General features: G+C 44.1%; 19 protein-coding genes and 6 tRNA genes. 18 read left to right on the top strand and 7 right to left on the bottom strand.

Annotated elements, in window-relative coordinates; all coding sequences use genetic code 11:
- Position 1 precedes the first annotated feature (1 nt).
- Positions 2-352: a peptide chain release factor 1 gene (locus WDV75_RS07165; protein ID WP_189758091.1), complete on the bottom strand. Its 351-nt coding sequence runs from the start codon at positions 350-352 to the stop codon at positions 2-4.
- 646 nt (positions 353-998) lie between these two features.
- Here WDV75_RS07165 and WDV75_RS07160 point away from each other — a divergent pair.
- From WDV75_RS07160 to WDV75_RS07150, 3 genes are read left to right on the top strand one after another with little or no spacing between them, the layout of a single operon-like run.
- Positions 999-3,104, top strand: a complete 2,106-nt coding sequence (locus WDV75_RS07160) for a peptidase domain-containing ABC transporter (RefSeq protein ID WP_273558232.1) — start codon at positions 999-1,001, stop codon at positions 3,102-3,104.
- A complete protein-coding gene (locus WDV75_RS07155) occupies positions 3,097-4,452 on the top strand; it encodes an HlyD family type I secretion periplasmic adaptor subunit (protein ID WP_273558231.1) in 1,356 nt (451 codons plus the stop codon). Before WDV75_RS07160 ends, WDV75_RS07155 begins: the two co-directional genes overlap by 8 nt.
- A 2-nt stretch (positions 4,453-4,454) precedes the next feature.
- Positions 4,455-6,638, top strand: a complete 2,184-nt coding sequence (locus tag WDV75_RS07150) for a type I secretion system permease/ATPase (protein ID WP_273558230.1) — start codon at positions 4,455-4,457, stop codon at positions 6,636-6,638.
- Between the two features lie 135 nt (positions 6,639-6,773).
- Here the strand turns inward: WDV75_RS07150 and WDV75_RS07145 are convergent, their stop codons facing one another.
- Positions 6,774-7,043 (bottom strand): type II toxin-antitoxin system RelE/ParE family toxin, encoded by a 270-nt coding sequence (locus tag WDV75_RS07145; RefSeq protein WP_273558229.1) that lies wholly within the window; start codon positions 7,041-7,043, stop codon positions 6,774-6,776.
- Positions 7,040-7,324 (bottom strand): CopG family ribbon-helix-helix protein, encoded by a 285-nt coding sequence (locus tag WDV75_RS07140; RefSeq protein ID WP_273558228.1) that lies wholly within the window; start codon positions 7,322-7,324, stop codon positions 7,040-7,042. Before WDV75_RS07140 ends, WDV75_RS07145 begins: the two co-directional genes overlap by 4 nt.
- 223 nt (positions 7,325-7,547) lie before the next feature.
- On the opposite strand from WDV75_RS07140, the gene ybfE reads away from it, so the two are divergent.
- From ybfE to fur, 3 genes are all read left to right on the top strand, one after another.
- On the top strand, positions 7,548-7,838 hold the full coding sequence (gene ybfE / locus WDV75_RS07135; RefSeq protein WP_189758086.1) for a LexA regulated protein: 291 nt from the start codon (positions 7,548-7,550) through the stop codon (positions 7,836-7,838).
- A 174-nt stretch (positions 7,839-8,012) separates the two neighbouring features.
- Positions 8,013-8,546, top strand: a complete 534-nt coding sequence (gene fldA / locus WDV75_RS07130) for a flavodoxin FldA (RefSeq protein WP_273558227.1) — start codon at positions 8,013-8,015, stop codon at positions 8,544-8,546.
- 181 nt (positions 8,547-8,727) lie between these two features.
- Positions 8,728-9,177, top strand: a complete 450-nt coding sequence (gene fur / locus WDV75_RS07125) for a ferric iron uptake transcriptional regulator (RefSeq protein WP_189758084.1) — start codon at positions 8,728-8,730, stop codon at positions 9,175-9,177.
- 141 nt (positions 9,178-9,318) lie between these two features.
- On the opposite strand, the gene WDV75_RS07120 is transcribed toward fur, so the two are convergent.
- The 3 genes from WDV75_RS07120 to nagE form a co-directional block, all read right to left on the bottom strand.
- Complete coding sequence (locus tag WDV75_RS07120) at positions 9,319-12,006, bottom strand: beta-N-acetylhexosaminidase (RefSeq protein WP_273558226.1); 2,688 nt, start codon at positions 12,004-12,006, stop codon at positions 9,319-9,321.
- A gap of 232 nt (positions 12,007-12,238) precedes the next feature.
- Positions 12,239-13,906: a glutamine--tRNA ligase gene (gene glnS / locus WDV75_RS07115; RefSeq protein ID WP_273558225.1), complete on the bottom strand. Its 1,668-nt coding sequence runs from the start codon at positions 13,904-13,906 to the stop codon at positions 12,239-12,241.
- Between the two features lie 243 nt (positions 13,907-14,149).
- Entirely contained in the window at positions 14,150-16,180 is a 2,031-nt protein-coding gene (nagE, locus tag WDV75_RS07110; protein WP_273558224.1) for an N-acetylglucosamine-specific PTS transporter subunit IIBC, read from the bottom strand.
- A gap of 372 nt (positions 16,181-16,552) precedes the next feature.
- Between nagE and nagB the strand changes: the two genes are divergently transcribed.
- The 9 genes from nagB to WDV75_RS07065 all read left to right on the top strand — a co-directional run bounded on the left by nagB (position 16,553) and on the right by WDV75_RS07065 (position 20,609).
- Positions 16,553-17,359 carry a glucosamine-6-phosphate deaminase gene (nagB, locus tag WDV75_RS07105; RefSeq protein ID WP_273558223.1) on the top strand — a complete coding sequence of 269 codons (807 nt, stop codon included), beginning with the start codon at positions 16,553-16,555 and terminating at the stop codon, positions 17,357-17,359.
- A 24-nt stretch (positions 17,360-17,383) separates the two neighbouring features.
- The gene (gene nagA / locus WDV75_RS07100; protein ID WP_273558222.1) at positions 17,384-18,541 is read left to right on the top strand and encodes an N-acetylglucosamine-6-phosphate deacetylase; all 1,158 of its coding nucleotides are present in this window, start codon (positions 17,384-17,386) and stop codon (positions 18,539-18,541) included.
- 12 nt (positions 18,542-18,553) lie between these two features.
- Positions 18,554-19,777: a DNA-binding transcriptional regulator NagC gene (nagC, locus tag WDV75_RS07095; RefSeq protein ID WP_273558221.1), complete on the top strand. Its 1,224-nt coding sequence runs from the start codon at positions 18,554-18,556 to the stop codon at positions 19,775-19,777.
- 155 nt (positions 19,778-19,932) lie between these two features.
- Positions 19,933-20,009: transfer RNA gene (locus WDV75_RS07090), tRNA-Met, on the top strand.
- A gap of 5 nt (positions 20,010-20,014) precedes the next feature.
- Positions 20,015-20,099 (top strand) — tRNA-Leu (locus WDV75_RS07085).
- Positions 20,100-20,168: 69 nt separating this feature from the next.
- Positions 20,169-20,243 (top strand) — tRNA-Gln (locus WDV75_RS07080).
- Positions 20,244-20,327: 84 nt separating this feature from the next.
- Positions 20,328-20,402 (top strand) — tRNA-Gln (locus WDV75_RS07075).
- 41 nt (positions 20,403-20,443) lie between these two features.
- Positions 20,444-20,520, top strand: a tRNA-Met gene (locus WDV75_RS07070).
- A gap of 14 nt (positions 20,521-20,534) precedes the next feature.
- A tRNA-Gln gene (locus WDV75_RS07065) sits at positions 20,535-20,609 on the top strand.
- Between the two features lie 782 nt (positions 20,610-21,391).
- On the opposite strand, the gene ubiF is transcribed toward WDV75_RS07065, so the two are convergent.
- Positions 21,392-22,579, bottom strand: a complete 1,188-nt coding sequence (ubiF, locus tag WDV75_RS07060) for a 3-demethoxyubiquinol 3-hydroxylase (protein ID WP_273558220.1) — start codon at positions 22,577-22,579, stop codon at positions 21,392-21,394.
- Between the two features lie 203 nt (positions 22,580-22,782).
- Here ubiF and miaB point away from each other — a divergent pair, with 203 nt between their 5' ends.
- The 3 genes from miaB (at position 22,783) to ybeY (ending at position 25,748) form a co-directional block, all read left to right on the top strand.
- Positions 22,783-24,213, top strand: a complete 1,431-nt coding sequence (gene miaB, locus WDV75_RS07055; protein ID WP_273558219.1) for a tRNA (N6-isopentenyl adenosine(37)-C2)-methylthiotransferase MiaB — start codon at positions 22,783-22,785, stop codon at positions 24,211-24,213.
- 93 nt (positions 24,214-24,306) lie between these two features.
- The gene (locus WDV75_RS07050) at positions 24,307-25,284 is read left to right on the top strand and encodes a PhoH family protein (RefSeq protein ID WP_420497503.1); all 978 of its coding nucleotides are present in this window, start codon (positions 24,307-24,309) and stop codon (positions 25,282-25,284) included.
- On the top strand, positions 25,281-25,748 hold the full coding sequence (gene ybeY / locus WDV75_RS07045; protein ID WP_273558217.1) for an rRNA maturation RNase YbeY: 468 nt from the start codon (positions 25,281-25,283) through the stop codon (positions 25,746-25,748). Before WDV75_RS07050 ends, ybeY begins: the two co-directional genes overlap by 4 nt.
- The last annotated feature ends 28 nt before the right edge of the window (positions 25,749-25,776 follow it).

Raw genomic sequence — 25,776 nt, 5'->3', positions numbered from 1 at the left:
ACTATTTTGTGGTTTCAGAATTGCGTGTTGAACGTTTTTTCGGCTCTGTAGCGGCTGCTTCCGTCGGTTTTTCGCTTTCGTTGATCTCAGGCATCGGTAAAAAACCTGCGGCAATCAGTTTATTGATTTCGGCTTCCATTCTTGGGTCTTCAAGCATACTTTTGACCATGGAAACCATATACATAAAACCAGAGGCAGGCATATGGATCACTTGTTTTAACTGCAATTCCTGATCATTTTCCGCCAGCGTACCCTTCGCCATTTGATTAGGCTCCTGGCCGACAAAATAAAGAGAAAATACGCCTTTGTTATAATTAACGCTTGAGATGGTTTGAACAAATTTTTCAGACATAGCATTATCCATTAAATAATTATTAATTTAATGTTAATATTGCATTAAATTAATATGATTAAATCATAAATGAACCCATATTCATGATGGCTTCATTTATGATTTAACCTGATGACTACGGCTCATCAAAGTCAGTTAAAGCCATTTATATTTCTCTTATTTTTCAATCGCTATTTTTGAAAAAAAGATCATTTTGAAAGAGCTATCCAAAATACAAAATAGCAAATAAAGTATGGGTCGATTTAAGTATGACTCTATCATCAGATGGTTTACTGACAATGCATTACTAACTATCGTTTGCCAACGACTTTGGATAAAGATATAACTATTTATTGGCTAAAATCAACATATAAATAGCGCATGTCTATTCAGACTCTGCATTTTATTCTAATTACTGGCATTTACAGACTCTTTGATAGCAGATAATATTTTTATTGATTTGTTAAAATAAGTTAATATATTAACATTTCGCGCACTTTTATACGCATTAAACTTCAAGTTGCAATTTACAACATGCTATATGCTATGAAACCTGATTTCTCCCCTGCTTCGCGGGGAGAAATCACACGCATCTTGGAGTTAGATTGGTATAGGTTATCTGTTTATATCAAAAATGTGATTTTTTATTTAAAAAAGATTGAACTTAATGAATGAAATAGAAAAAACAATAATATCATTAATTAATTTAATAATAATGATATCTAATAGAGATCATACGACCATATCAAATAAAAACTTAAATGATGGTGATGATTATATTTCTACTCTCAAGCAGCTACAAAAAGAATGTAATATTAAAATCCAAAATAAATACTCTATAAATAAGAAGTTAAGTGCCATATCTTTGCCAGCCATTTTGTTTAATAATGATGGGCAACCTTTCATTCTGGCGAAATATGATGAACAGCGGGTTTTAATTCAAAAACCTTATCAAGATACACCGGAGATATTAGGTAAAGAAGAATTTATCAATCTATGGAGTGGCAAGTGGATAAAAATAACACAAAAAAGCAACCAATTTAATATCCGCTGGTTTATTCCTGAATTTGTCAGGCAAAAGAAGAACCTGACGGAGATACTCCTGTTCTCCTTGGTTCTACAGATCCTGGCGCTTATCTCTCCTCTGGTCGTGCAAGTTGTCATGGATAAAGTGCTTGTGCACCAGGCGCTTTCCACATTGGATGTGCTGATTTTTGGGTTGGTGGCGGCCGGACTGGTTGAAATCATTCTGCGGGGATTGCGTGAATATCAGTATGCCCACACCGCCAACCGGATTGATATCAAACTAGGGTTGAAGCTGGTTAACCACCTGTTTGGCTTGCCATTGCTGTTTTTTAAATCTCGTCAAGTGGGCGCAATTGTGACACGAGTACGGGAGCTGGAAACCGTTCGCGAGTTTTTAACCGGCTCTATGTTCACCTTGTGTATCGACGTTTTGTTCATGTTCGTCTTTATTTATGTCATGAGCTTATTGTCCGGTATGCTGACGCTGATTTTCTTGCTTACCCTGCCCTGCTATGCCCTGCTGGCCTGGTGGGTGACACCGAAAATCGAAAAAGCGGTGGAAAAACAGTTCACCCATGCCGCAATAAATACCTCTTTCCTGACTGAAACCGTTGCCGGTGCCGAGACGCTAAAAAGCCTTGCTGCTGAACCCCGCTTTATTCGCCGCTGGGATAGCCAGACCGAAAAGATGGTCAGCACCAGTTATGATGTACAGCAATGGGATAATCGCTCCGGTCATCTGGTAATGGTGCTACAAAAAGTCACCAGTGCCATCATTATCTGGCTGGGTGCTTCGGAAGTGCTTTCCCTGCACATGACCATTGGTCAACTGATCGCCTTCAACATGATGGTCAGCCACACCCAACAACCTCTGGCTAAGTTAGTGCAACTGTGGGGACAATTTATCCGTTCACGCATTGCCATTGAGAAGCTGGGAGATATGCTGAATCTACCAACAGAGCAGCAATCAGGTAACGAACAGGTGACCTTGCGCGGGGCAATCTCATTTTCTGATATCGTCTTTCGCTATCAACCCGATCTCCCCCCTACTATCAACCATTTCACCCTAGATATTCGGGCGGGAGAAACTGTAGGCGTTGTCGGCACCTCTGGTTCCGGGAAAAGTACCCTTGCACGTTTGCTGTTACGGCTTTATACCCCAGAAAGTGGGGCTATCACGCTGGATGGCGTTCCCTTGCAAAATTTCAATATTGAATCCATCAGGCAGCAGATCGGTATCGTTCTGCAAGAAAACTTTCTATTTAATAAAACGGTGTATGAGAATTTGTCTCAATCCTGCCCTGATGCCCCGTTATCCGCGATCATCGAAGCAGCAAAGCTGGCTGGGGCACATGATTTTATTCTCAGATTGCCGATGGGATATGACACGGTGATCGCAGAAGGAGGGCAGTCGCTATCAGGCGGCCAGCGACAGCGTTTGGCTATAGCCAGAACCCTGCTGTCAGATCCCAAGATCCTGATCCTGGATGAAGCCACCAGTGCACTGGATGATGAATCACAAGCCATCATTCAATCTAACATGGCTGAGATTGCCCAAGGCAGAACCGTCATCACCATTGCACATCGTCTCTCTACAGTACGCCAATGTGACCGGATTATTGTATTACACCAAGGCCAAATCATCGAACAAGGTAGCCATGAACAGCTTCTGCAACAAGGCAAACACTATCGGAAACTTTGGCAGTTACAACAAGAGCTAAAACAGGAGGAGCCTGCCCATGTTTAAGGCTATCTTTCGGAAAGGAATCAAACCGTTACGTATTGCCAACCCGCATTACGATTTTTTGCCAACCCATTTGGCATTGTCACAACGTCCACCTTCGCCGTTCGCCCGTTATACGGCAATAACCCTAAGCATTAGCGTTTTGCTTGCTTTGCTATGGGCTTGCCTGGGGAAACTGGATGTACAGGCAACCGCAACCGGACGTTTGATAGCGTCTGGTCGTTCCCAAATCATTCAGGCTTATGAGCAGAGCCGCCTGATTGCTATCCATGTCACAAATGGTCAGCATGTTGAGAAAGGCGCACCTCTGCTTACACTCAATACGCTGGGCGTCAATCAGGATATTGCCCGTTTAAGCGAGCAACGTGATTATCTGGTGGAAGAGGAAATCCGTTACCAAGCCCTGCTTGAAAAACAGGATCCCAAATCCCTGCCACTTTTCCAGCAACAATCCGCAGATAGACAGACAAGCATTCTGACGCATTACGCTCACGAAAAGCAGGAATTTGATTCAATCATTACCAGTATCCATACGGAAATGGCAGAGAACCTGACTTCCCAACAGGCACGAAACAGTGATATTCGCTCATTAACCAACCTGCGTGAAAATATCAACCAACGCTTACAGGCCAGAAAAACATTGAGCCAAAAGCAGGTCATCAGCAAAGTGGAATATCTGGAGCAAGAAAAGGAATTTCTGGAAACAGAAAGGCTGATCGCCCAACAAAAATCGGAACTCGATATTCTGATAACGAAGTACAAAAGCCTGGAAGAACGCTTAAAGGGCACCAAAATAAAAAAAGAGCGGGAATGGTTTGAGAAAAGAAAACAGGCAGAAATACAGTTGGCGTTAACGCACCAAGAAATTTCGAAAATGCAAGAGCGGGAAGAGCTTGAAGTTGTGCGCTCCCCCGTAACCGGCACCGTTCAACAATTAACTGTCCATACCCTCGGCGCGGTACTGCAACCTGCGCAAAATTTGATGGTGATTGTTCCTGATGAACATGTACAACTTGCCGAAATCCAGATTTTGAATAAAGATGTTGGTTTTGTCCGGCCTGGTCAGCATGTCACCGTCAAAGTCGATGCTTTCCCCTATACCCGCTATGGCACAATTGAGGGAGAGTTACTTAGCATTTCGCGGGATTCCACCACCGATGAACAGTTAGGCCTGGTTTTTCCTGCACAAATCAGCCTCAAACAGAACAATATTATGGTAGAGGGGAAACCTGTTGAAATCACGGCGGGTATGTCTATCGTTGCGGAAATCAAGACAGATCAGCGAAGAGTGATTGATTATCTGCTCAGCCCAATCCAGGAATATCAATCTGAAGCATTGAGGGAAAAATAATCATGGCTGATACTTTTACCTTCACCTGTAATACAGATACAGACCAAACAGACGACAATACAATCGGTGAAAATACAAACAATTATGCGCTGGATTGTATCGCCCATTTAGGGAAACAGTTCCACAAGGTGGCTTCTGTCGAACAATTACACCATATTCTGGGTGTGGACTCCCTAACACTGACAGATCCACAGCTACGTGAAGCGGCGGATGCCATTGGGTTACGCAGCAAATTTGAACGCCTGACACCGGATACCGCCGCCACATTACCTTTACCAGCATTGGTTGAATTGGATCAGCGCTGGTGGGTATTGTCAGAAGTCCGTCCTGACACATTTACGTTGTTCGATCCTGCCACCGAAAAATATGAAGTGCGTGCATTATTGCACGATGAAAAAACAAGTGGCAGCCAATCTAACCAATACAAGGTGCTACTGGTAGCAGATAAGTCCCTGACCAAGCAGCAGGTTAAATTTGGACTAAGCTGGTTTTATCCCTCTATTTTCAGGCAGAAAAACCAGTTACGGGATATTTTCCTGTTTGCCATCGTGTTACAACTTTTTGCCCTGGCTGCCCCCTTGCTATTTGAAAATGTCATCGACAAGGTATTGGTTGGACGGAGCATTTCCAGCCTGCATGTATTAGGGATGGCGATGCTGGCACTGGCATTGGCAGAACCCCTGTATGGGTTTTTGCGCAATACCGTGTTTGGCCATACGGCCAGCCAAATCAATGCGGAACTCTCCGGCAAGCTGTACCGTCATCTCGTAGGATTGCCCCTGCCCTATTTCAAACAACGGCAAACAGGGCAAATTATCGCCAGAGTTCGGGAAATGGCGCAGATCCGCCAGTTTTTGACCGGCTCTACCCTTATGCTGTTGCTTGACCTGATTTTCATCATTCTGTTTCTGGGCGTGATGTTCCACTACTCTTCCCTGTTGACATGGCTCGTCATCAGTTCGCTGGTGCTCTATTTCTTGCTCTGGATCGCCGTCGGCCCCATTATTCAGCGCAAGGTAGAAAAAGAGTATGAAGCCGATGCCAATGCCACCAGCTTCCTGACAGAAGCGGTCACGGGTATTGAAACCATCAAAACCACAGCGACAGAAAAACGCTTTTTGTCCCAATGGCAAAAGGTGTTGAGCCAGCAGTTAATCCAACGCTTTACCGCCCAAAAAAGTGGGCTTGCAGCGGGGCAAGGGATTGAGCTGATCCAAAAAGTGGTTGCTGCCTTGCTGTTGTGGTGGGGAGTCCGAAGCGTACTTGATGGAGATTTGTCCCCAGGTGAGTTAATTGCTTTTAATATGCTGGCAGGGCACGTTACCCAGCCCATCCTAAGACTGGCGCAAGTCTGGCAAGACTTCCAGCACACCCTGATCGCCCTACGGCGGGTGGGGGATATTCTTGATGAGCCAATGGAAAACAGTAAACAAGGGCTGGCATCAGCCCCCGAACTGGCAGGCCAGATTGAATTCCGCAATATACGCTTCCGCTATCATGCAGATACGCCAGAAGTGCTGGCAAATCTGTCACTGGAAATTAAGGCCGGAGAATTTATTGGTATTACAGGGCCATCGGGTTCCGGCAAAAGCACATTAACCCGCTTGTTACAGCGCCTATATGTGCCACAACACGGTCAGGTTTTGGTGGATGGAATGGATTTAGCGATTGCCGACCCAGTATCATTGCGCCGTAATATGAGTGTGGTTTTGCAGGAAAGCATTCTGTTTTCCGGCAGCATTGCGGACAATATCCGCCTGTGCAAACCCAATGCCAGTGATGAAGAGGTCTATCGGGCGGCAACCTTAGCAGGCGCGGTTGATTTCATTAACGCGTTCCCCCATAAATTTGCGCATCCGGTTGGCGAAAAAGGGGGAAATCTTTCTGGCGGACAACGGCAGCGCATCGCATTGGCAAGGGCGCTACTGAGTGATCCCAAGATCTTGATCCTGGATGAAGCCACGTCTGCTCTGGATTATGAATCTGAAGCGGCCATCATGAGCAACATGGCTGAAATATGCCGAAACAGAACAGTAATCAGTATTGCTCACCGGCTAAATACTCTCCGTCATGCCGATAAGATTTTCGTTTTGGATTTGGGAAAAATCGCTGAATCAGGTTCACATGATGCCTTAGTGCAGCAAGATAGCTTATATGCACAGCTTTGGTATCAACAAACTCAGTGATGATTGAAAAAGAAATTTATTGAAGATATGAGACTTGTTTCGCCTCAGAGTTCATCTCATTATGGAATTAACATAGCATCATAAGATGTTCTTAACTCCGAAGCCGGTATTCTGTGACCGCCTAAGCGGTCACATTCAATACTGCCTCGCGGCATGGAGAACACGGAGGATCCTAACCGATTCATTCTTTATGTCATAAACTAAAACATAATGACGATGAATAACCAGCTCACGTGTACCAACAATACGTCCGCGACGTCCTGTATTGGGGTGTTCAACTAACAACTTTGCTTTTTGTGAAATAAGTTCATCGATAGTCAAAGCCGCTATCGGATTATCTAATGCAATATATTCACGAATTTTTTTTCTGTCAGCATTGGCTGATAGCGTCCATACGATCTTCATTTCTTAGCCAGTTTCTCTCGGACTTCAGCACGCCATACATTTGCGTCAGCTTCAACTTCTTCCGCTGACATTAAATTTCCGACATTGGCATCCTCAATACCTATTTGAATCTGTTCGCGAAACCAAGCATCGTAATCCGCCACTTCTTGCTGTTTGCGAACAAAGTCACGCATAAATTCGCGCAAAATCTGTGCACCAGTACGATCAAGTGCTTTTGCTGCCACTGAAAAATCACTTTTCAGTGTATCATCGACCCTAAATGTAAATGTCGTTTCACTCATGGTTATACCTCAATAGTTACCTATACAGCATGTGTTACATTGTCATACATGTTAGCTCTGGGGAGAAAATCCCGCAAGGAAAGAGTTCAAATTTCACTCAAAACACACTCACAACATTTGAGCCATCCCAACAATCTCTCCTATCAACTAGTAGCGACACGCGCCCAGCTAAGGTATTATTGCCCGCTATATTATTGGTACACGCCCATTATCAATTGAATTTATGGCAAAAGAACAAACTGATCGCACCACACTGGATTTGTTCGCAGATGAACGCAGGCCTGGGCGACCTAAAACAAATCCACTGTCCAGGGATGAACAGCTTAGGATCAATAAACGCAACCAGTTGCGACGAGATAAAGTCAGAGGATTGCGTCGAGTGGAACTCAAACTTAATGAAGATGCCGTCGCAGCACTAAATCATCTGGCAAAACAGCGCAACATTAGCCGCAGTGAATTGATTGAACAAATGCTATTAGCCCAACTGACAGAAAAAAATCACCTTGCCGATTAACGGCTTTTATTAAACACAACGAAGCGGTGTCACCACACAAATCTGACAGATTTGTCATGGATGTTTGGTCAAAATAACGCTTTTCATGTTACTGAAACTGACATTTTTCTAGCTGATTTCAGCGTGATGTGTATAGATTTAATACACAAATAAAACAAGAGGTTAACCCATTTTATGGCAATAATAGGTATATTCTTCGGCAGTGATACAGGCAACACAGAGAACATCGCCAAAATGATCCAAGAAAAATTGGGCGGTGCTGATGTTGCTGAAGTCCACGATATTGCCAAAAGCAGCAAAGAAGACATTGAAGCCTTCGATATTCTGCTGCTTGGCATCCCAACCTGGTATTACGGTGAAGCTCAATGTGACTGGGATGATTTCTTCCCAACACTGGAAGAGATCAACTTCGACGGAAAACTGGTTGCTTTGTTCGGCTGTGGTGATCAGGAAGATTATGCAGAATACTTCTGTGACGCTATGGGCACCATTCGCGATATTATTGAACCTCGTGGTGCCATTATTGTAGGTCACTGGCCAACCGAAGGATATCATTTTGAAGCGTCTAAAGGTATGGCCGACGATAACCATTTTATTGGCCTGGCCATTGATGAAGATCGTCAACCTGAATTGACAGATGAGCGCGTTGAAAACTGGGTGCAGCAGATCAAGGCTGAAATGAGCCTGTCAGAGATCCTAGGCGCTTAAGCTTAATAAGAAGAGAAAAGCCCTTTCAGGCAGGATTATTCTTGCATAATGTGTCATGATATATGAATAGGCATGGTTTTCATTTTTAATATCCATGCCTATAATCAGCAACATGAAACTCCCTCACGATACCCCCAAGTATCATAAGTGCACTTAACTCAAGTTACAGGACTGAATCCGCATGACCGACAACAATAAAGCATTGAAAAATGCTGGACTTAAAGTAACTCTTCCACGACTGAAAATTCTGGAAGTGCTACAGGACCCAGAATGCCATCATGTCAGTGCGGAGGATCTCTACAAAAAACTGATTGATATCGGTGAAGAGATTGGCCTCGCCACTGTCTATCGCGTGTTGAACCAGTTCGATGATGCTGGCATTGTCACACGCCACAATTTTGAAGGCGGTAAATCGGTTTTTGAACTCACTCAGCAACATCACCATGACCATCTGATTTGTCTCGACTGCGGTAAAGTCATTGAATTTAACGATGAATTCATTGAGGAGCGTCAGAAAAATATCGCTGAGCGTTATGGAATTAAGCTCTCAAACCACAGTCTTTATTTATATGGTCACTGTGCTGATGGTGATTGCCGCGAAAATAGCACGCTTCATGATGAAAAAGCATGATAAACAAGCGCTGACAATGAAATAATTGCAACCATTTGCTTCTGCAATTTATTCACCTAAATAAGCAACCTGCCGATTAACTTGATAATTAATCGGCAGGTTGCTTTATCAATTTATTGCCCTCATTTCTCCAGGCAACTGTTAGAGTTTAACTTCATCTATACGGCTAAAACGGCTTCTATCAGTATTGGCAGAACGAATTTTCACATTGCCGCTGACATGAGGCCGCTGTCTGTCATTATAATCCTGCCATGTTTTTCCATTATCCAATGAGTATTGGATAACCACCCCTGGTAATGCGATATTCGCTTCTAGTGTTCCAGAAACAATTCTGCCGCCTGGCACTGGCAAACGATATGTGATTTTGGCGCTATCCAGCTTAGCCAGCTCACGCTGTCCTATCAGATTGGCAAAGCGTTCCCAATCTTGTTGCAAGAGAGCAATCTCAACATAATGCGTTATTCCACCTTTATATTCCCTGCCCTGCTGATAATTCTGCTCCCATTCAGCTTGGTGCCATGCCCGTTCCGCCAGCGGCAATAAGCGTGGATAGATCATATATTCCATTTGTTCATCGGTACGCACGGTTTCACTCCATGATTGCCCCGATATGCCATAAGCTCCCGGCCAGCGTTTATTACTATGGGTATTAAAGTGATAGCCATCACGATCCACCGAAGTCTCAGCATTTTGTGGCATATTGTTCGGGGCAAAGCTGAAAATTTTCGCCTCATCATTAAAGCGAGTTGCCCAATAGTAGCCCCGCTCTTTCGGATGAACTTCATATGGCATATCCAGATAAACATAATCAGGACTGGAAACAACAACCCGATAACCCTTATTCGCCCAGTCATTGGCAGAATCGTAGCCTCCCCAATATAGGGTATCCCAGAAGTTCACTGCTACATATTGAGTCGCGAAATCTTTTGCCGATTTGGCATATTTTAGGCCATCCTGCCATGCCTGCATGGTGCTGATACCGTGGGCATTGACGATTTTGCTGACTTCAATGGCAAAATAACTGGCAAGTTCATCAACATCTTTAATGACGCCTTGCGCTATCATCTTCTGACAAGCCTGAGATTTTGCCCACGGCTTGTCTTCAATTTTCTGGTTGATAATCCCCTTATCTGGCACAATCGGTCCATCTCTATCCTGATATCCAGCACCCAAACGAATATTTTTTGCCTCATCCCCACCAAAATGCCATGTATTCAACGGCAGACCGGCCGCTTTATGCATGGCAACAACTTCGCTAATTACTTTATCGACAAACCGTTTTGAAGAGTCCATACACGGGTTAAGATAACTGTGACGATCATAGAACTGCACTGAGGTTGTATTCGAGGTATCTGTCGGATCAAGCAGACGATATTCATTGGCTTCCTGCTCTTTGCCCTGTGCCATAAGCCGCTTATAGCGCGCTTCCATCGACATCACTGCGGCACGAGCATGGGCGGGGATATCAATTTCTGGGATCACTTCTATCTGGCGGGCTTTGGCATAATGCAAAATATCAATGTAATCCTGACGGCTAAAATAACCACTTCCCATGTTGTGGCTATCTGGGCCTGATCCCAACTGCGGCAATAAGCATTGAGTCTCACTCAGATCATGACAGCGTTGACTACCGATTTCTGTCAATTCCGGTAAACCAGGGATCTCCAAACGCCAGCCTTCATCGTCACTTAGATGGAAATGGAATTTGTTCAGTTTATAGCGGGACATTTGATCAAGCAGGCGCAGGACAGCTTCTTTACTATGAAAATTTCGTCCAACATCGAGGAACACCCCACGATATTCAAACCGTGGTGCATCTTTTGCCGTCAATGTCGCAATCTTTGGCATACCATTGGCAGGAAGTAAGGAAAACAGTGACTGCAAACCATAGAATACGCCAGATTGATCAAACGCGACGATTTGTGTTCCTTTGGTAGTAATCTCCAATGAATACGCACCGTTTACTCTCCAGGACTTGGTAAATTGGTTTGCGTTGATCTGGGTCGCTATTCGATAACCGTTATCCGTTAAAGGAATATCACGGGCTTTGAAATGCTCCTTGATCACGTTAATAGATTCGCCACTCAATCCGCCCAACTCTAATTTCACGCCACGAGATAAATCCACATCCTGGGAATGAACGGAAAGGACTTTCGGTGTCGGAATAATCTGTCCTCGCAGCTTATCTTCACTGATTATTGCCACCTGTTGGTTTTTTGCAAAGCGGTTTTCAGGTGTCATCAGGATATTGTTATCCGCGGTGGTTCGTTTCCACTGTTCACCTTCCAGATCGGATAAAAATTGGCTGATGTTCTCCGTATCGGTACTTACCAAGACCTTGGGCCTTGCATCACCGGAAGTCGCATACCAACGCGGCATAAAATCCGTACTGTAAATTTGCCAATATTCACCAATAATCGGTAACACGACCTTTTCATTGGCTTTGATGCCCGTAAATTTTTTCGTCGGTTCCAGTTTATGTAAGTCACCCGTAACATGAGTGATTTTATATTGATCATTATCCAGTTTCAGTATTTGGCGAATACTGTGAAAATAGAGCGCCCAATCAGAAGAGTTGATTGCCTGCTCACCATTGCTCAAGATGATATTGACTCGATTACAGGCCGCCGAATCAGCGCCAAGAATGGCACAATCTGTACCATGTGAACCCGCCTGATTATCAATGACGTTGAAATTGACTTTTAACTGGCTCAGCAAATCTACGATCTGCTGTGATGACATTGCCGGTGTTATTTCTGTATGAGCGTTGCCTATAAATCCAACTGCCGTGATGAATGCTGCCAAAGTACGTAATTTAATGGGTTTCATAAATTACCTCGTCCGAACTTATTATTTTTTCGATGGGTAAATTTTTGGGCAAATTTTTGGGTAAATAGTGTACAAATTTGGTCAGACAATAACCCTATACAATATGGGACTATAAGGCAATTTTTAATCTTAGCTGAAGGAGTTAATTTTCATTACGAGGCTATCAGGCAAAAAAAGCGTGAAAATAATCACGCTTTTTTGTGTACGAGGTCACATTATCTTAGTGAGATGATTACTCTTGTGAGATTTTCGCCCAAGTATCACGCAGACCAACCGTACGGTTAAAGACCAGATGTTCCGCACTTGACAAGCGGCTATCAGCACAAAAATAGCCTTCACGCTCAAACTGATAGGTTGTTTCTGGCAATGCATTTGCCAACCCTGGTTCGACAAATCCTTTACGGATCACCAGCGATTCTGGATTGATAGTAGACAAGAAGTCATCTTCTGCCCCTGGATTTGCCACGCTGAACAGACGGTCATACTGATAGAAGTCCGCTGCTACACCGTGTGCAGCACTGACCCAATGAATGACGCCCTTAACCTTGCGACCATCAGCAGGATCTTTGTTCAGGGTTTGCTCGTCATATTGGCAATAAATCGTAGTGATATTACCTTCTGCATCTTTCTCAACCCGCTCTGCTTTAATCACATAAGCATTGCGCAGACGAACTTCTTTGCCCAGAACCAGACGCTTATATTGGCGGTTTGCTTCTTCGCGGAAATCCGCACGGTCAATATACAGTTCACGGCTGAACGGCACTTCACGGCTGCCCATTTCTGGCTTATTCGGATGGTTAGGCATTGTCAGAATGACTTCACCTTCTGGCATGTTCTCAATCACCAGTTTCACCGGATCAAGCACCGCCATCGCGCGTGGGGCATTTTCGTTCAAATCATCACGAATGCAGGATTCCAGTGCCGCCATTTCAACGTTGTTATCCTGTTTAGTCACACCAATGCGGCGGCAGAACTCACGGATAGAAGCCGCAGTATAACCACGACGACGCAATCCAGAGATAGTTGGCATACGTGGATCATCCCAACCATCAACAATCTTTTCTGTCACCAACTGGTTAAGCTTACGCTTGGACATCACCGTATATTCCAGGTTCAGGCGAGAAAACTCGTACTGACGTGGATGGCAATCAATCGTAATGTTATCCAATACCCAATCGTACAAACGGCGGTTATCCTGGAATTCCAGCGTACAGATGGAATGTGTGATCCCTTCCAGCGCATCGGAAATGCAGTGCGTAAAATCATACATCGGATAGATGCACCATTTATTACCTGACTGATGATGCTCTGCGAATTTGATACGGTAGATGACCGGATCACGCATAACAATGAACGGGGATGCCATATCAATTTTGGCACGTAAACATGCCTTACCTTCAGCAAATTCACCGGCACGCATTTTTTCAAACAGAGCCAGGTTTTCTTCTACGCTGCGATCACGATACGGGCTGTTTTTACCTGGCTCTTTTAAAGTACCGCGATATTCACGGATCTCTTCAGGACTCAGTTCATCGACATACGCCAGGCCTTTATTGATTAATTCAATGGCATATTGATACAGGGTATCAAAATAATCAGAAGAGTAGCGAATATCCCCACTCCACTGGAATCCCAGCCACTGAACGTCAGTTTTAATCGACTCAACGTACTCGATATCTTCCTTGACGGGGTTTGTATCGTCAAAACGTAGGTTGCATTGTCCCTGATAGTCTTGAGCGATGCCGAAATTCAGGCAGATCGACTTGGCATGGCCGATATGCAGATAACCGTTAGGTTCAGGTGGGAAACGGGTATGTACGGATGTATGTTTACCAGTTGCCAGATCTTCGTCAATAATCTGACGAATAAAGTTTGTCGGGCGGGCATCTGCCTCACTCATCGTTTTTTTCCTCAATGCAAAAAGCGCTTTAACATAACCCTCTATAATCTAATAAGCTGAACCGAGAAACAATACTTTGTTCGTGGGAAATGGCGGAATGGATAAAGTTAGTGCGGAAAAGCGAGAATAACCCCAGATGACGACTCCCAGAAACATAATTAGCTATGTTCCCGGGAAATTGTTTATTTATGTCTCAACTCAGTTTGTTAACTCTTTATGACATAGAATATTATGTGCATTCACTTATTGCATTACTTGAAATAAGTCTGACTTATTAGCGATTACATTTCCTTTAGTCAGAATTTTAACGCCCGCATAATCATCAATATTGCTGATAATCACAGGACTGACCATCGATTTGGCATGTGCATTTAAGTAATCAAGATCTAACTTCAATAGAGGATGCCCTATTTTCACTTGCTCTCCTTCTTCCACCAAACGCTCAAATCCTGTGCCATTCAGTGAGACTGTATCTATGCCGATATGAATAATGATCTCAATACCGCTATCCGTTTCAATACATACCGCATGGTTGGTATCAAATATCTTCACAACCTTACCCGCAACAGGAGCAAAAACAGTATCCGATGTGGGTTTTATGGCAATCCCATCACCGACTAATTTGCTGGAAAAGGCTTCATCAGGAACATCTTCCAATTTGACCAATTCACCTGTGACAGGAGCAATTAAAGTCAAAATAGGTTTACCTGCTTGTTTGTCCTCTTTTTCCACCAAAACATCAGCCTCAGATTTGAGAGTGACTTTTGCCGCTGCAACATAACCTTTTTTCAGAATTTCTTTCATCATACTGGATATCAATTCTGCACGTGTACCAATAATAATCTGGACACTCTGCTTGTTCAGGCGGATAACACCTGTAGCACCAAGATGTTTTACCAATTGTTCATTGACCAGGCTGGAATCGTTCACTGATAAACGTAAGCGAGTAATACAAGAGTCAACACTCGTCAAGTTGTCTGAACCGCCAACAGCAGCAACGTATTGATGAGCCATTTCATGAATACTCCCCGCTGAATGACTCTCTTTTTTCGTCATATCGATATCATAACCATCAGTTTCATCCGTGGCCGATAACTCACGTCCCGGCGTCATCAAATTAAACTTTTTGATGGTGAAACGGAAAACCACATAATAAAGGCAGAAGAATACCAAACCCTGCGGGATCAACATGTACCAATGAACCGCCAACGGGTTACGGGAGGAAAGTAACATATCGACAAGCCCAGCACTAAAGCCAAAACCGGCAATCCAATGCATGGTAGCCGCGATGTAAACCGAAATCCCAGTCATGACCGCATGTAACACATAAAGTACTGGTGCAACAAACATGAACGAAAATTCAAGTGGCTCAGTTACGCCAGCAAAGAAGGACGCAAATGCCCCAGCCATCATAATACCGGCAACCTTGGCTCTATTCTCCGGACGAGCACAGTGGTAAATCGCTAATGCTGCCCCTGGCAAACCGAACATCATTATCGGGAAAAAACCCGCCTGATAACGACCAGTGATCCCCATGACAGCAGTGCCTGCTTCAATGGATTTCTGTCCACCAAGAAAGTTAGGAATATCATTGATACCAGCGACATCAAACCAAAATACGGAATTCAGAGCATGGTGCAAACCAATCAGTATCAACAGACGATTGAAGAAGGCATACAAACCCGCCCCAACAGAACCCAGATTGGTGATGCTTTCACCGAATGCTACCAGCCAGCCATAAACTACTGGCCAAATAAACATCAAAATAAAAGACACAACAATCATCAGGAAAGAGTTCAAGATAGGGACTAAACGACGGCCACTAAAGAAAGACAGTGCTTGTGGTAGCTCCACATTACTGTAACGATTATACAACTCAGCAGAGAAGACACCCACCAAAATCCCAACAAATTGGTTATTAATCTTACCGAATGCTTTTGGGACTTCCTCAATCGGAATCCCCTTAATCATTGCCACCGCGGCCGGAGAACATAGTTGCATGACAACAATAAATCCGATAAGACCTGACAGTGCAGCAGCGCCATCTTTATCTTTCGACATTCCATAGGCTATCCCAATCGCAAACAACATTCCCATATTGTTGAGAATGGAAGTACCTGACGTGATAAACAGTGCCGCCAACTCATTATCAGCCCCCCATCCCGTTGGATCAATCCAATAACCTACACCAACCAATATTGCCGCTGCGGGCAATGTTGCCACCGGCACCATTAATGCCCGGCCAATTCGTTGTAAGTAGCTCAGAATATTCACTTATGCCCCCTTAAAGCTCTGCTAATGGAGTCTTTTAGTTAATTAATGACGTTATGTCATCACTTATGTATTTATTGTTAAAACGTTTTTAGTCTAAAAAAAATATTTTTCATCGCAAATTAAATCCGTCTGATATGTGATTAAAGTCACTTGATTTGATAAATTTTTAATCAAAAATCTAGCTATCACGCAAAACTTATTTTATTATGAAAAATATGTATATTGCATTGGATGCGACAAAACCCCACTTAGAGAAAGGGCCACGTGTCGTCTTGTCACATTGCTATCACGCACCACTTTGATATCTCAAAATCATGTGTATCGTGCATAATTCTCATAATTAATTTATTGAATGTTTTTTAAGAGGTAATCATGAGGCTTATCCCCCTAACTACGGCAAGTGATGTTGGCCGATGGTCTGCTCACTATATTGTAAGCAAGATAAATGAGTTCAATCCTACTGCAGAGCGCCCTTTCGTACTCGGACTTCCCACAGGCAGTACCCCATTGGCAACCTACAAAGAACTTATTTCCCTGTATCAAGCCGGAAAAGTGAGCTTCAAGCATGTTGTGACATTTAATATGGATGAATATGTTGGCCTGCCAGAAGATCATCCTCAAAGCTACCACTCATTCATGTATCAAAATTTCTTTAATCACATTGATATCCCCAAAGAGAACATCAATTTGTTAAATGGAAATGCGAAAGATATTGATATTGAGTGCCAACGTTACGAAAATAAAATCAAATCCTATGGCAAAATACATTTATTTATGGGAGGTGTTGGTAATGATGGACATATTGCCTTTAATGAACCGGCCTCTTCTCTTTCTTCACGCACACGAATTAAAACACTGACCATTGAAACGCGGACTGCCAATTCCCGTTTTTTCAACCATGATATAAAACAAGTCCCCCAATATGCATTAACTGTTGGAGTGGGAACTTTAATGGATGCCGAAGAAATTATGATTTTGGCAACTGGAATGAATAAAGCGCAAGCCTTACAAGCCGCGGTAGAAGGGAATATCAACCATATGTGGACTATCAGTTGCCTCCAGATGCATCCAAAATCACTGATTGTCTGTGATGAACCTGCCACCATGGAACTGAAGGTAAAGACAGTGAAGTATTTTCACCAGTTAGAGGCCGATATCGTTAATGAATTTGCCAGCTAAACTGATTTAGGAGTCAAGATATCAATGTACGCGTTAACCAATGGCATTATTTATACCGGATATGACAGACTCGATAACCATGCAGTTGTCATTGCAGATGGTTTGATTAAACAAGTCTGTCCGGTAAACGAGCTGCCAGAAGAGATAGAAAAACACAATTTACATGGCGCAAATCTCGCACCAGGATTTATTGACCTACAAGTGAATGGTTGTGGGGGAGTCCAGTTTAATGAACGGTTGGAAAATCTTTCAGAAGAAACTCTGCATACTATGCAGAAAACCAACCAGCTCTACGGTTGTACCAGTTTTTTACCTACCCTCATCACCAGCCCCGATGAATTAATGATAAAAGCCATTGAAGTCATGCGCGCTTATCTACAAAAAAATCCTCATCAGGCACTAGGGCTGCATCTGGAAGGGCCTTATATTAATCCAATAAAAAAAGGAACTCATAATACAGCTTATATCCGCAAACCCACCCCTGAAATGGTTAATTACCTATGCCAGAATGCTGATGTAATTACCAAAATCACTCTCGCTCCTGAAATGGTAGAAAGCCAATATATTCAGCAATTCGCCGAAGCCGGCATTACTGTTTCTGCGGGCCATTCTAATGCGACTTATGAAGAAGCTCGTCATGGCTTCCAACATGGTATTACTTTTTCTACCCATTTATATAATGCCATGCCTGCAATTTCTGGCCGCCAGCCTGGGCTGGTGAGTGCCATTTATGATTCCCCAGAAGTCTATGCCGGCATAATCTGTGATGGAATGCATGTATCATGGCCAAATGTCCGCAATTCCAAGAGATTAAAAAATGAAAAACTTATCTTGGTAACGGATGCCATCGCTCCTGCCGGGCTTGCTCCCGATGCCATGGATCAATTTACCTTTGCTAATAAAACAATATATTATCGAAATGGTTTATGTGTTGATGAAAATGGCACACTGAGCGGCTCATCAATCACAATGATTGATTGTGTCAAAAATAGTGTGGAACATGTTGGTATTGCTTTGGATGAAACGTTGCGAATGGTAACGCTTTACCCAGCCCGCGCAATCGGTATTGATAAACACCTCGGTACGATTGAATCCGGCAAGGTAGCGAACCTGACCGCATTTACTCACGATTTCAAAATCTGCAAAACCATTGTTAACGGAAACGAAATCAAACTACCGTGAGTATAAAGACTGATGAGTAACGAAAACGCACAGAAGCAAATTGGTAATATTGATCTAGTCAAACAGCTAAATAGTGCTGTGGTCTATCGGCTGATTGATCAGCATGGGCCAATATCACGCATCCAAATTGCAGAAGAGAGCCAACTTGCTCCTGCCAGTGTAACTAAAATTACTCGTCAGTTATTGGAGCGTGGCCTGATAAAAGAAGTCGAACATCAGGCTTCCACTGGCGGAAGACGTGCAATCTCCATAATTAGCGAAACACGCCATTTCCATACGATCGGAGTCCGACTTGGGCGCCATGATGCAACTGTGGCACTGTTCGATATGAGTGGCAAGACGTTAGCGGAAGCACATTACCCTGTACGGGAAAATAGTCAGCAGGAAGTCGAGAAACGAATTATTTACGCCATTGAAAGTTTCATCAACAAAAACCAACGCCGGATCCGTGAGTTGATCGCAATTTCAGTTATTCTTCCCGGTCTGGTTGATCCTGAACTGGGTATTATCCGCTATATGCCACATATTAAGGTAGATAACTGGCCTCTGGTGAAGAATATCAAAACACATTTCAACACCTTCTGCTTTATTGGTCATGATATTCGCAGCCTGGCATTGGCAGAAAATTATTTCGGGGCAACACGCGATTGTGAAGATTCCATTCTGGTACGCGTCCATCGTGGTACAGGGGCTGGTGTCATTGTTAACAACAACATTTTGCTCAACAAACGCGGCAATCTGGGTGAAATAGGCCATATTCAAATCGATCCTCTCGGTGAACGCTGCCATTGCGGTAATTTTGGTTGTCTGGAAACTATCGCTGCCAATTCAGCAATCGAAACTAAAGTACAACAACAATTACGCCAAGGGTTCCCAAGTCAGCTTGCCTTGAATAATTGCAATATCCATGCAATTTGCCTTGCAGCCAATGCGGGCGATCCCCTTGCCACAGAAGTCATCAGACATGTAGGGCTCTACCTTGGCAAGGCTATCTCAATCGCGATTAACCTGTTTAACCCTCAGAAGGTGGTGATTGCCGGAGAAATCACTGAAGCAGAACAGGTATTGTTGCCAACCATCAAGAGCAGCATCAATACCCAAGTATTAAAAGCATTCCGTGAAGACCTTCCTATAGTGATTTCTGAGTTAAATCACTGTTCAGCAATTGGGGCATTCGCCCTAACGAAACGCGCAATGCTTAATGGTGTACTGTTGCAACATCTTCTTGGCGGATAATTTCAACCGTTTTAGCCGACTTTGTCGACAAAACGCTTATAAGACAAACAAACAAACGATTTTGTGCATATTTCTTTAAAAAAGCAGTTGACGCATCTGTCTGATATACGCATAATGCGCCCCGCACCGCCGATGAAGGCAAAGCGAAAAAAGATGGCTACGTAGCTCAGCTGGTTAGAGCACAGCACTCATAATGCTGGGGTCACAGGTTCGATTCCCGTCGTAGCCACCATCTTTGCGGGAGTGGCGAAATTGGTAGACGCACCAGATTTAGGTTCTGGCGCCGCAAGGTGTGCGAGTTCAAGTCTCGCCTCCCGCACCATTTTCTTTATCGGGTTGTACTTAGAATGTATTTTAGTAACGATTTTAAGTTTTAGTGTATTGTTTCAGGTGGGGTATCGCCAAGCGGTAAGGCACCAGGTTTTGATCCTGGCATACCCTGGTTCGAATCCAGGTACCCCAGCCATTTAACTGGAACAATGGATTAAAACGGTATATGGTTAACAGCGCATTCTGGGAATAACAAAGGCTGCATTAGATAACACTCAGGTGGGGTATCGCCAAGCGGTAAGGCACCAGGTTTTGATCCTGGCATTCCCTGGTTCGAATCCAGGTACCCCAGCCATATTACTGAGGTTTATCACAACTCTTACGTTTATCGTAAATGGCTACGTAGCTCAGCTGGTTAGAGCACAGCACTCATAATGCTGGGGTCACAGGTTCGATTCCCGTCGTAGCCACCATTTAAAAATTCAGTTGGGGTATCGCCAAGCGGTAAGGCACCGGATTCTGATTCCGGCATTCCCAGGTTCGAATCCTGGTACCCCAGCCAATATTTTCAACGAGTTACATGATGTAGCGAATTGAAAAAGAGCAGAGAAAGAATATACAGAATATTCTTTGATATAGAAACCGCCATTAAGGGTGGTTTTTTCGCATTTATCTCATAAAAATAAACTTTCCCACCCTCTCACCAATTAGATAATCTAATAAATTTAGGTTTGTAATTTTATACAATTGAAATTATAGATCTACCTCCCCCTGCCTCAAATTCCACACCGAATCTTCCAGCATCTGAACACAGACGTCTAATCTACAGTGTCAGAAAGGGGCGTGATGCCCCTGAACCTTATTTGGTATACGATCTTGGATTAAATTTGCGCGTGCGAATGCGCAGTGAAAATAAAAATGCCACCAACCCGTGTGCGTTAGGTACGCGATAGAAACGGGTGGCAGCATGGGTTATTTCTGTAGCCACTCAGGGAATGGATACAAAAATATTGGGTTTAGTTTCAGAGGGTAACTAATTGTTAAACATTATTCGCTTGTTATTGGGTGAAAATAGGTTTACAGGGTAAATTAGTTTTTGTTGTTGTCAGTGAAATGGGGTGAGTAAAATGAAAAAGTTCATTCTTCTTTGCCTGCTAGCAGGCACGACACTTTTAGCTTCAATGCAAACTTATGCTGTGGTCTGCTCGATTTGGGTAATCCCTCAAATACGTGAAAAATGTATTGCGCAGTGCGAAGCTACACACCCAGGATGGTTAGGCAAAATAGCCTGTGAATAATAAAACCAAATTAGCCCCATAAGGGGCTAATAGGAAACAATATCCATCACAACCCCAATGCATATTTCAGAGCAAGATTTTTCATGCCTCCTGCACGTTGCGCAGCCATTAATGCCAGATTTCGTACCGTTTTTAACCCCGGCAAATCATTACTGAATGTGGTATGGAAAAAATCCATTCCTGCCTGCATCACCAAATTATCCGGCATCCTGCGGCGTTGATAACGCATCAAAACTGGCAAAGAATCCCACTCTTGCAACAATTCCTTAGCATTGGTTAGTACCTTGAGTAACACATCAACATCCCGATAACCTAAATTCACTCCCTGCCCTGCCAACGGATTGATGGTATGAGCCGCATCTCCCAGCAGAACCAACCCTTCTTGTACGTAATGGCTGGCATGATGACGAGTCAGCGGGAATGAGCCAGCAGCAATCGGGGTAACTGTACCTAAGCGGGCAGGAAATGCCTGAAGAATTTCTCGTTCAAGTTGTGCCATCGTCATTGACTGCAATTGGCGAATACGGGCAGGAGAATCATACCAAACCAACGAAGCCCATTGATCAAACAACGGCAGAAAGGCCCTAGGGCCAGAAGGAAAAAATTGTTGCCAGGTTATATCTTGTTGAGGCTGGTCAGTCTTGACCGTTATCAGCATACATGACTGGCGATATTGCCACCCGTTACTGCCAATACCCGCCAATTGACGGACTTGAGAACGGGCACCGTCTGCACCAATAATCAGTCGTGTGTTAATTTCCACGCCATCTTCCAACGTCACCCGCCACGTTTTATTCTCATGCTGACGCTGCATAGATTGCAAAACAGTGGGACAAATCAATGTCAGGTTTGGATAACGTGCAAATTCCTGCCACAATGCCAGCTGCAAGACACGATTTTCAACCATATGCCCTAACTCTGGCAGTCCCAAGCTTGCAGCATCGAAAATGACATTCGAATCATTTTGCTCCCATGTTTCCAGCTTTCGATAAGGAGCACTGCGCATTTGCAAGACGTTTTCCCATGCTCCCAATTGGTTCAATAAATCCACCGAAGCACAGCTAATCGCAGATATACGAACATCCGGTTCACACTCTGCATCATAAAGTGCAGGAGGCTGGTGCTCCAACAATGCAACACGCCAACCTTCCTGCGCCAATCCCAATGCTGTCGCTGCACCAATCATACCTGCGCCAACGACAACGATATCGAATTTTTGTTGTGGATTATTCATATTCATCACGTCATTAACTTATTGATTAAAACAGTCTACCGGAATTTTCCCTTTCCGGCTGAGAATATCCGCTATTACAGTCTGGTCACTGGTGCCTCAAATGACTACAATAGCTAACAATATTATGCTAAATACACTACGTGCAATATATTGCGCTTTTCAGTGTTGAAGCATCATTCCACTGGAAACACCGGATACACAAAATGTCGACGATAAAAAAACTGTATATCAAAACCTGGGGCTGTCAGATGAACGAATACGATTCATCCAAGATGGCCGACTTGCTGGAAACCACTCACGGTTATCAGTTAACCGATGTCGCCGAAGAAGCAGATATCTTACTCCTGAATACTTGTTCAATCCGTGAAAAGGCTCAGGAAAAAGTCTTTCACCAACTTGGCCGCTGGAAGGGCCTGAAAGATAAAAATCCTGAAATCATTATCGGTGTGGGGGGTTGTGTTGCTTCCCAGGAAGGGGATTACATTCGCCAGCGCTCACCTAGCGTCGATATTATTTTTGGGCCACAAACCCTGCACCGCCTGCCCGAAATGATTAATCATGTCAAAGGCACCCGCAGCCCTGTTGTTGACATCAGTTTCCCTGAAATTGAAAAATTTGACCGTCTGCCAGAGCCTCGTGCCGAAGGCCCAACAGCATTCGTTTCCATCATGGAAGGCTGCAATAAGTACTGCACATTCTGCGTCGTACCTTACACCCGTGGGGAAGAAGTCAGTCGTCCTTGTGATGATATTTTATTCGAAATTGCCCAACTTGCTGCGCAAGGTGTACGTGAAGTGAATCTGCTTGGTCAAAACGTTAATGCCTATCGCGGCGCAACGTTTGATGGCGGTATCTGCACATTTGCCGAACTGTTGCGTCTGGTTGCGGCTATTGACGGTATCGACCGCATTCGCTTCACAACCAGCCATCCAATCGAGTTTACTGACGATATTATTGCAGTCTACGAAGATACCCCTGAGTTAGTGAGCTTCCTGCACCTGCCAGTCCAGAGTGGTTCTGATCGCATCCTTACCCTGATGAAACGTGCCCATACTGCGCTAGAATACAAAGGCATTATTCGTCGTTTACGTAAGGCACGCCCTGACATTCTGATCAGTTCTGACTTCATCATCGGTTTCCCAGGTGAAACACAGGATGATTTTGAAAAAACCATGAAACTGATTGCCGATGTTAACTTCGACATGAGTTTTAGCTTCATCTATTCAGCGCGCCCAGGTACACCCGCAGCCGATTTGCCAGATGACGTTAGCGAAGAAGAAAAGAAACAGCGCTTGTACCTGCTCCAGCAGCGCATTAACCAGCAAGCTATGAGCTACAGCCGCGCAATGCTTGGCAGTACGCAACGCATTCTGGTTGAAGGCCCATCACGCAAAAATATCATGGAGCTCTCTGGCCGTACCGAGAATAACCGCGTGGTTAATTTCGAGGGAACGCCTGACATGATTGGTAAATTTGTTGATGTCGAAATTGTTGACGTATACGCCAACTCCCTGCGAGGTAAAGTCATTCGTACTGAAGATGAGATGGATCTGCGCATTCATGAGTCACCTGAATCAGTCATTGCCCGTACTCGCAAGGAAGATGAGTTCGGCGTTGGCTTTTATCAGCCTTAACAGGCCCTAACATAGAGATAATCAGTGACACAAATAAACCCACAAGTAGCAACCCAAGAAATCTTTCTGGAGCCTGCTGACAATCAACGTCTGATGAGTCTGTGTGGACCACTTGATGATAATCTGAAACAACTTGAACGTCGTTTGGGTATTGAAATCAATCGCCGTGATAACCGTTTCAAACTGGCTGGTAAGCCATTGTGTGTTAATGCGGCCGCAGGGATCTTACGCCACCTTTATGTCGAAACCGCGCCTATACGCGGCGTCATACCTGATCTTGAGCCTGAGCAGGTGCATCTCGCTATTACTGAGAGCAGGGTGCTGGAACAAGCAGCAGAAAGCGTCCCTGAATATGGTAAGGCTGTCAACATCAAAACTAAACGGGGTGTTGTAAAACCCCGTACTCCCAATCAGGCGCAATATATTGCTAACATCCTTGATCACGATATTACGTTCGGGGTGGGGCCTGCTGGTACAGGGAAAACGTATTTGGCCGTTGCTGCGGCGGTTGATGCACTAGAACGCCAGGAAGTCCGCCGTATCCTGCTGACCCGTCCTGCGGTTGAAGCCGGAGAAAAACTGGGCTTTCTGCCTGGTGATCTTAGCCAGAAAGTCGACCCTTATCTGCGTCCGCTTTATGATGCTCTGTTTGAAATGATGGGATTTGAAAAAGTTGAGAAGCTTATCGAAAGAAACGTTATTGAAGTGGCGCCACTGGCTTATATGCGTGGACGTACCCTCAATGATGCCTTTATTATTCTCGACGAAAGCCAGAATACGACCATTGAACAGATGAAAATGTTCCTGACTCGCATTGGTTTTAATTCCAAGGCCGTCATTACCGGTGACGTAACCCAGATTGACTTGCCAAGAGGGCAAAAATCAGGCCTGAGTCATGCAATAGAAGTGTTATCTGATGTTGATGACCTGAGTTTTAACTTCTTACATAGTGAAGACATTGTTCGCCATCCTGTGGTGGCAAAAGTGGTTATCGCCTATGAAGTATGGGAAGCAGCAGAACAAGAACGCAAAAAAGCGCTCAATGAGAAACGCAGACAGGAAGCACAATGAGTTCAGTGATATTAGATTTGCAAATTGCCTGTGAAAACCCCGAAGGGCTACCCGAAGAAGCCCTTTTCCAACGCTGGTTGGAAGGTGTTTTGCCACAATTTCAGACCGAAAGTGAAGTGACTATTCGCCTGGTCGATGAGGCAGAAAGCCACGATTTAAACCTCACTTATCGAGGGAAAGATAAACCAACTAATGTGTTATCTTTCCCATTTGAAGCGCCACCTGAAGTTGAATTACCCTTACTCGGTGATTTAATTATCTGCCGTCAAGTTGTTGAAAAAGAGGCAGATGAGCAACAAAAAACGGTCGAAGAACACTGGGCACATATGGTGGTTCACGGCAGCCTTCATCTTCTGGGATATGATCATATTGAAGACGATGAAGCGGAAGAAATGGAAGCGCTGGAAACAGAGCTCCTAAAAAAAATGGGTTATACTGATCCCTATCTCGCGGAAAAAGAATAACCACTGTCAACATTTTTATGTTAAACAT

It is taken from the genome of Xenorhabdus griffiniae (genome assembly GCF_037265215.1).
Taxonomy (GTDB): Bacteria; Pseudomonadota; Gammaproteobacteria; order Enterobacterales; family Enterobacteriaceae; genus Xenorhabdus; species Xenorhabdus griffiniae.
Note: the sequence above shows the minus strand (reverse complement) of the source record. Positions and strands in the feature narration are given on the sequence as shown.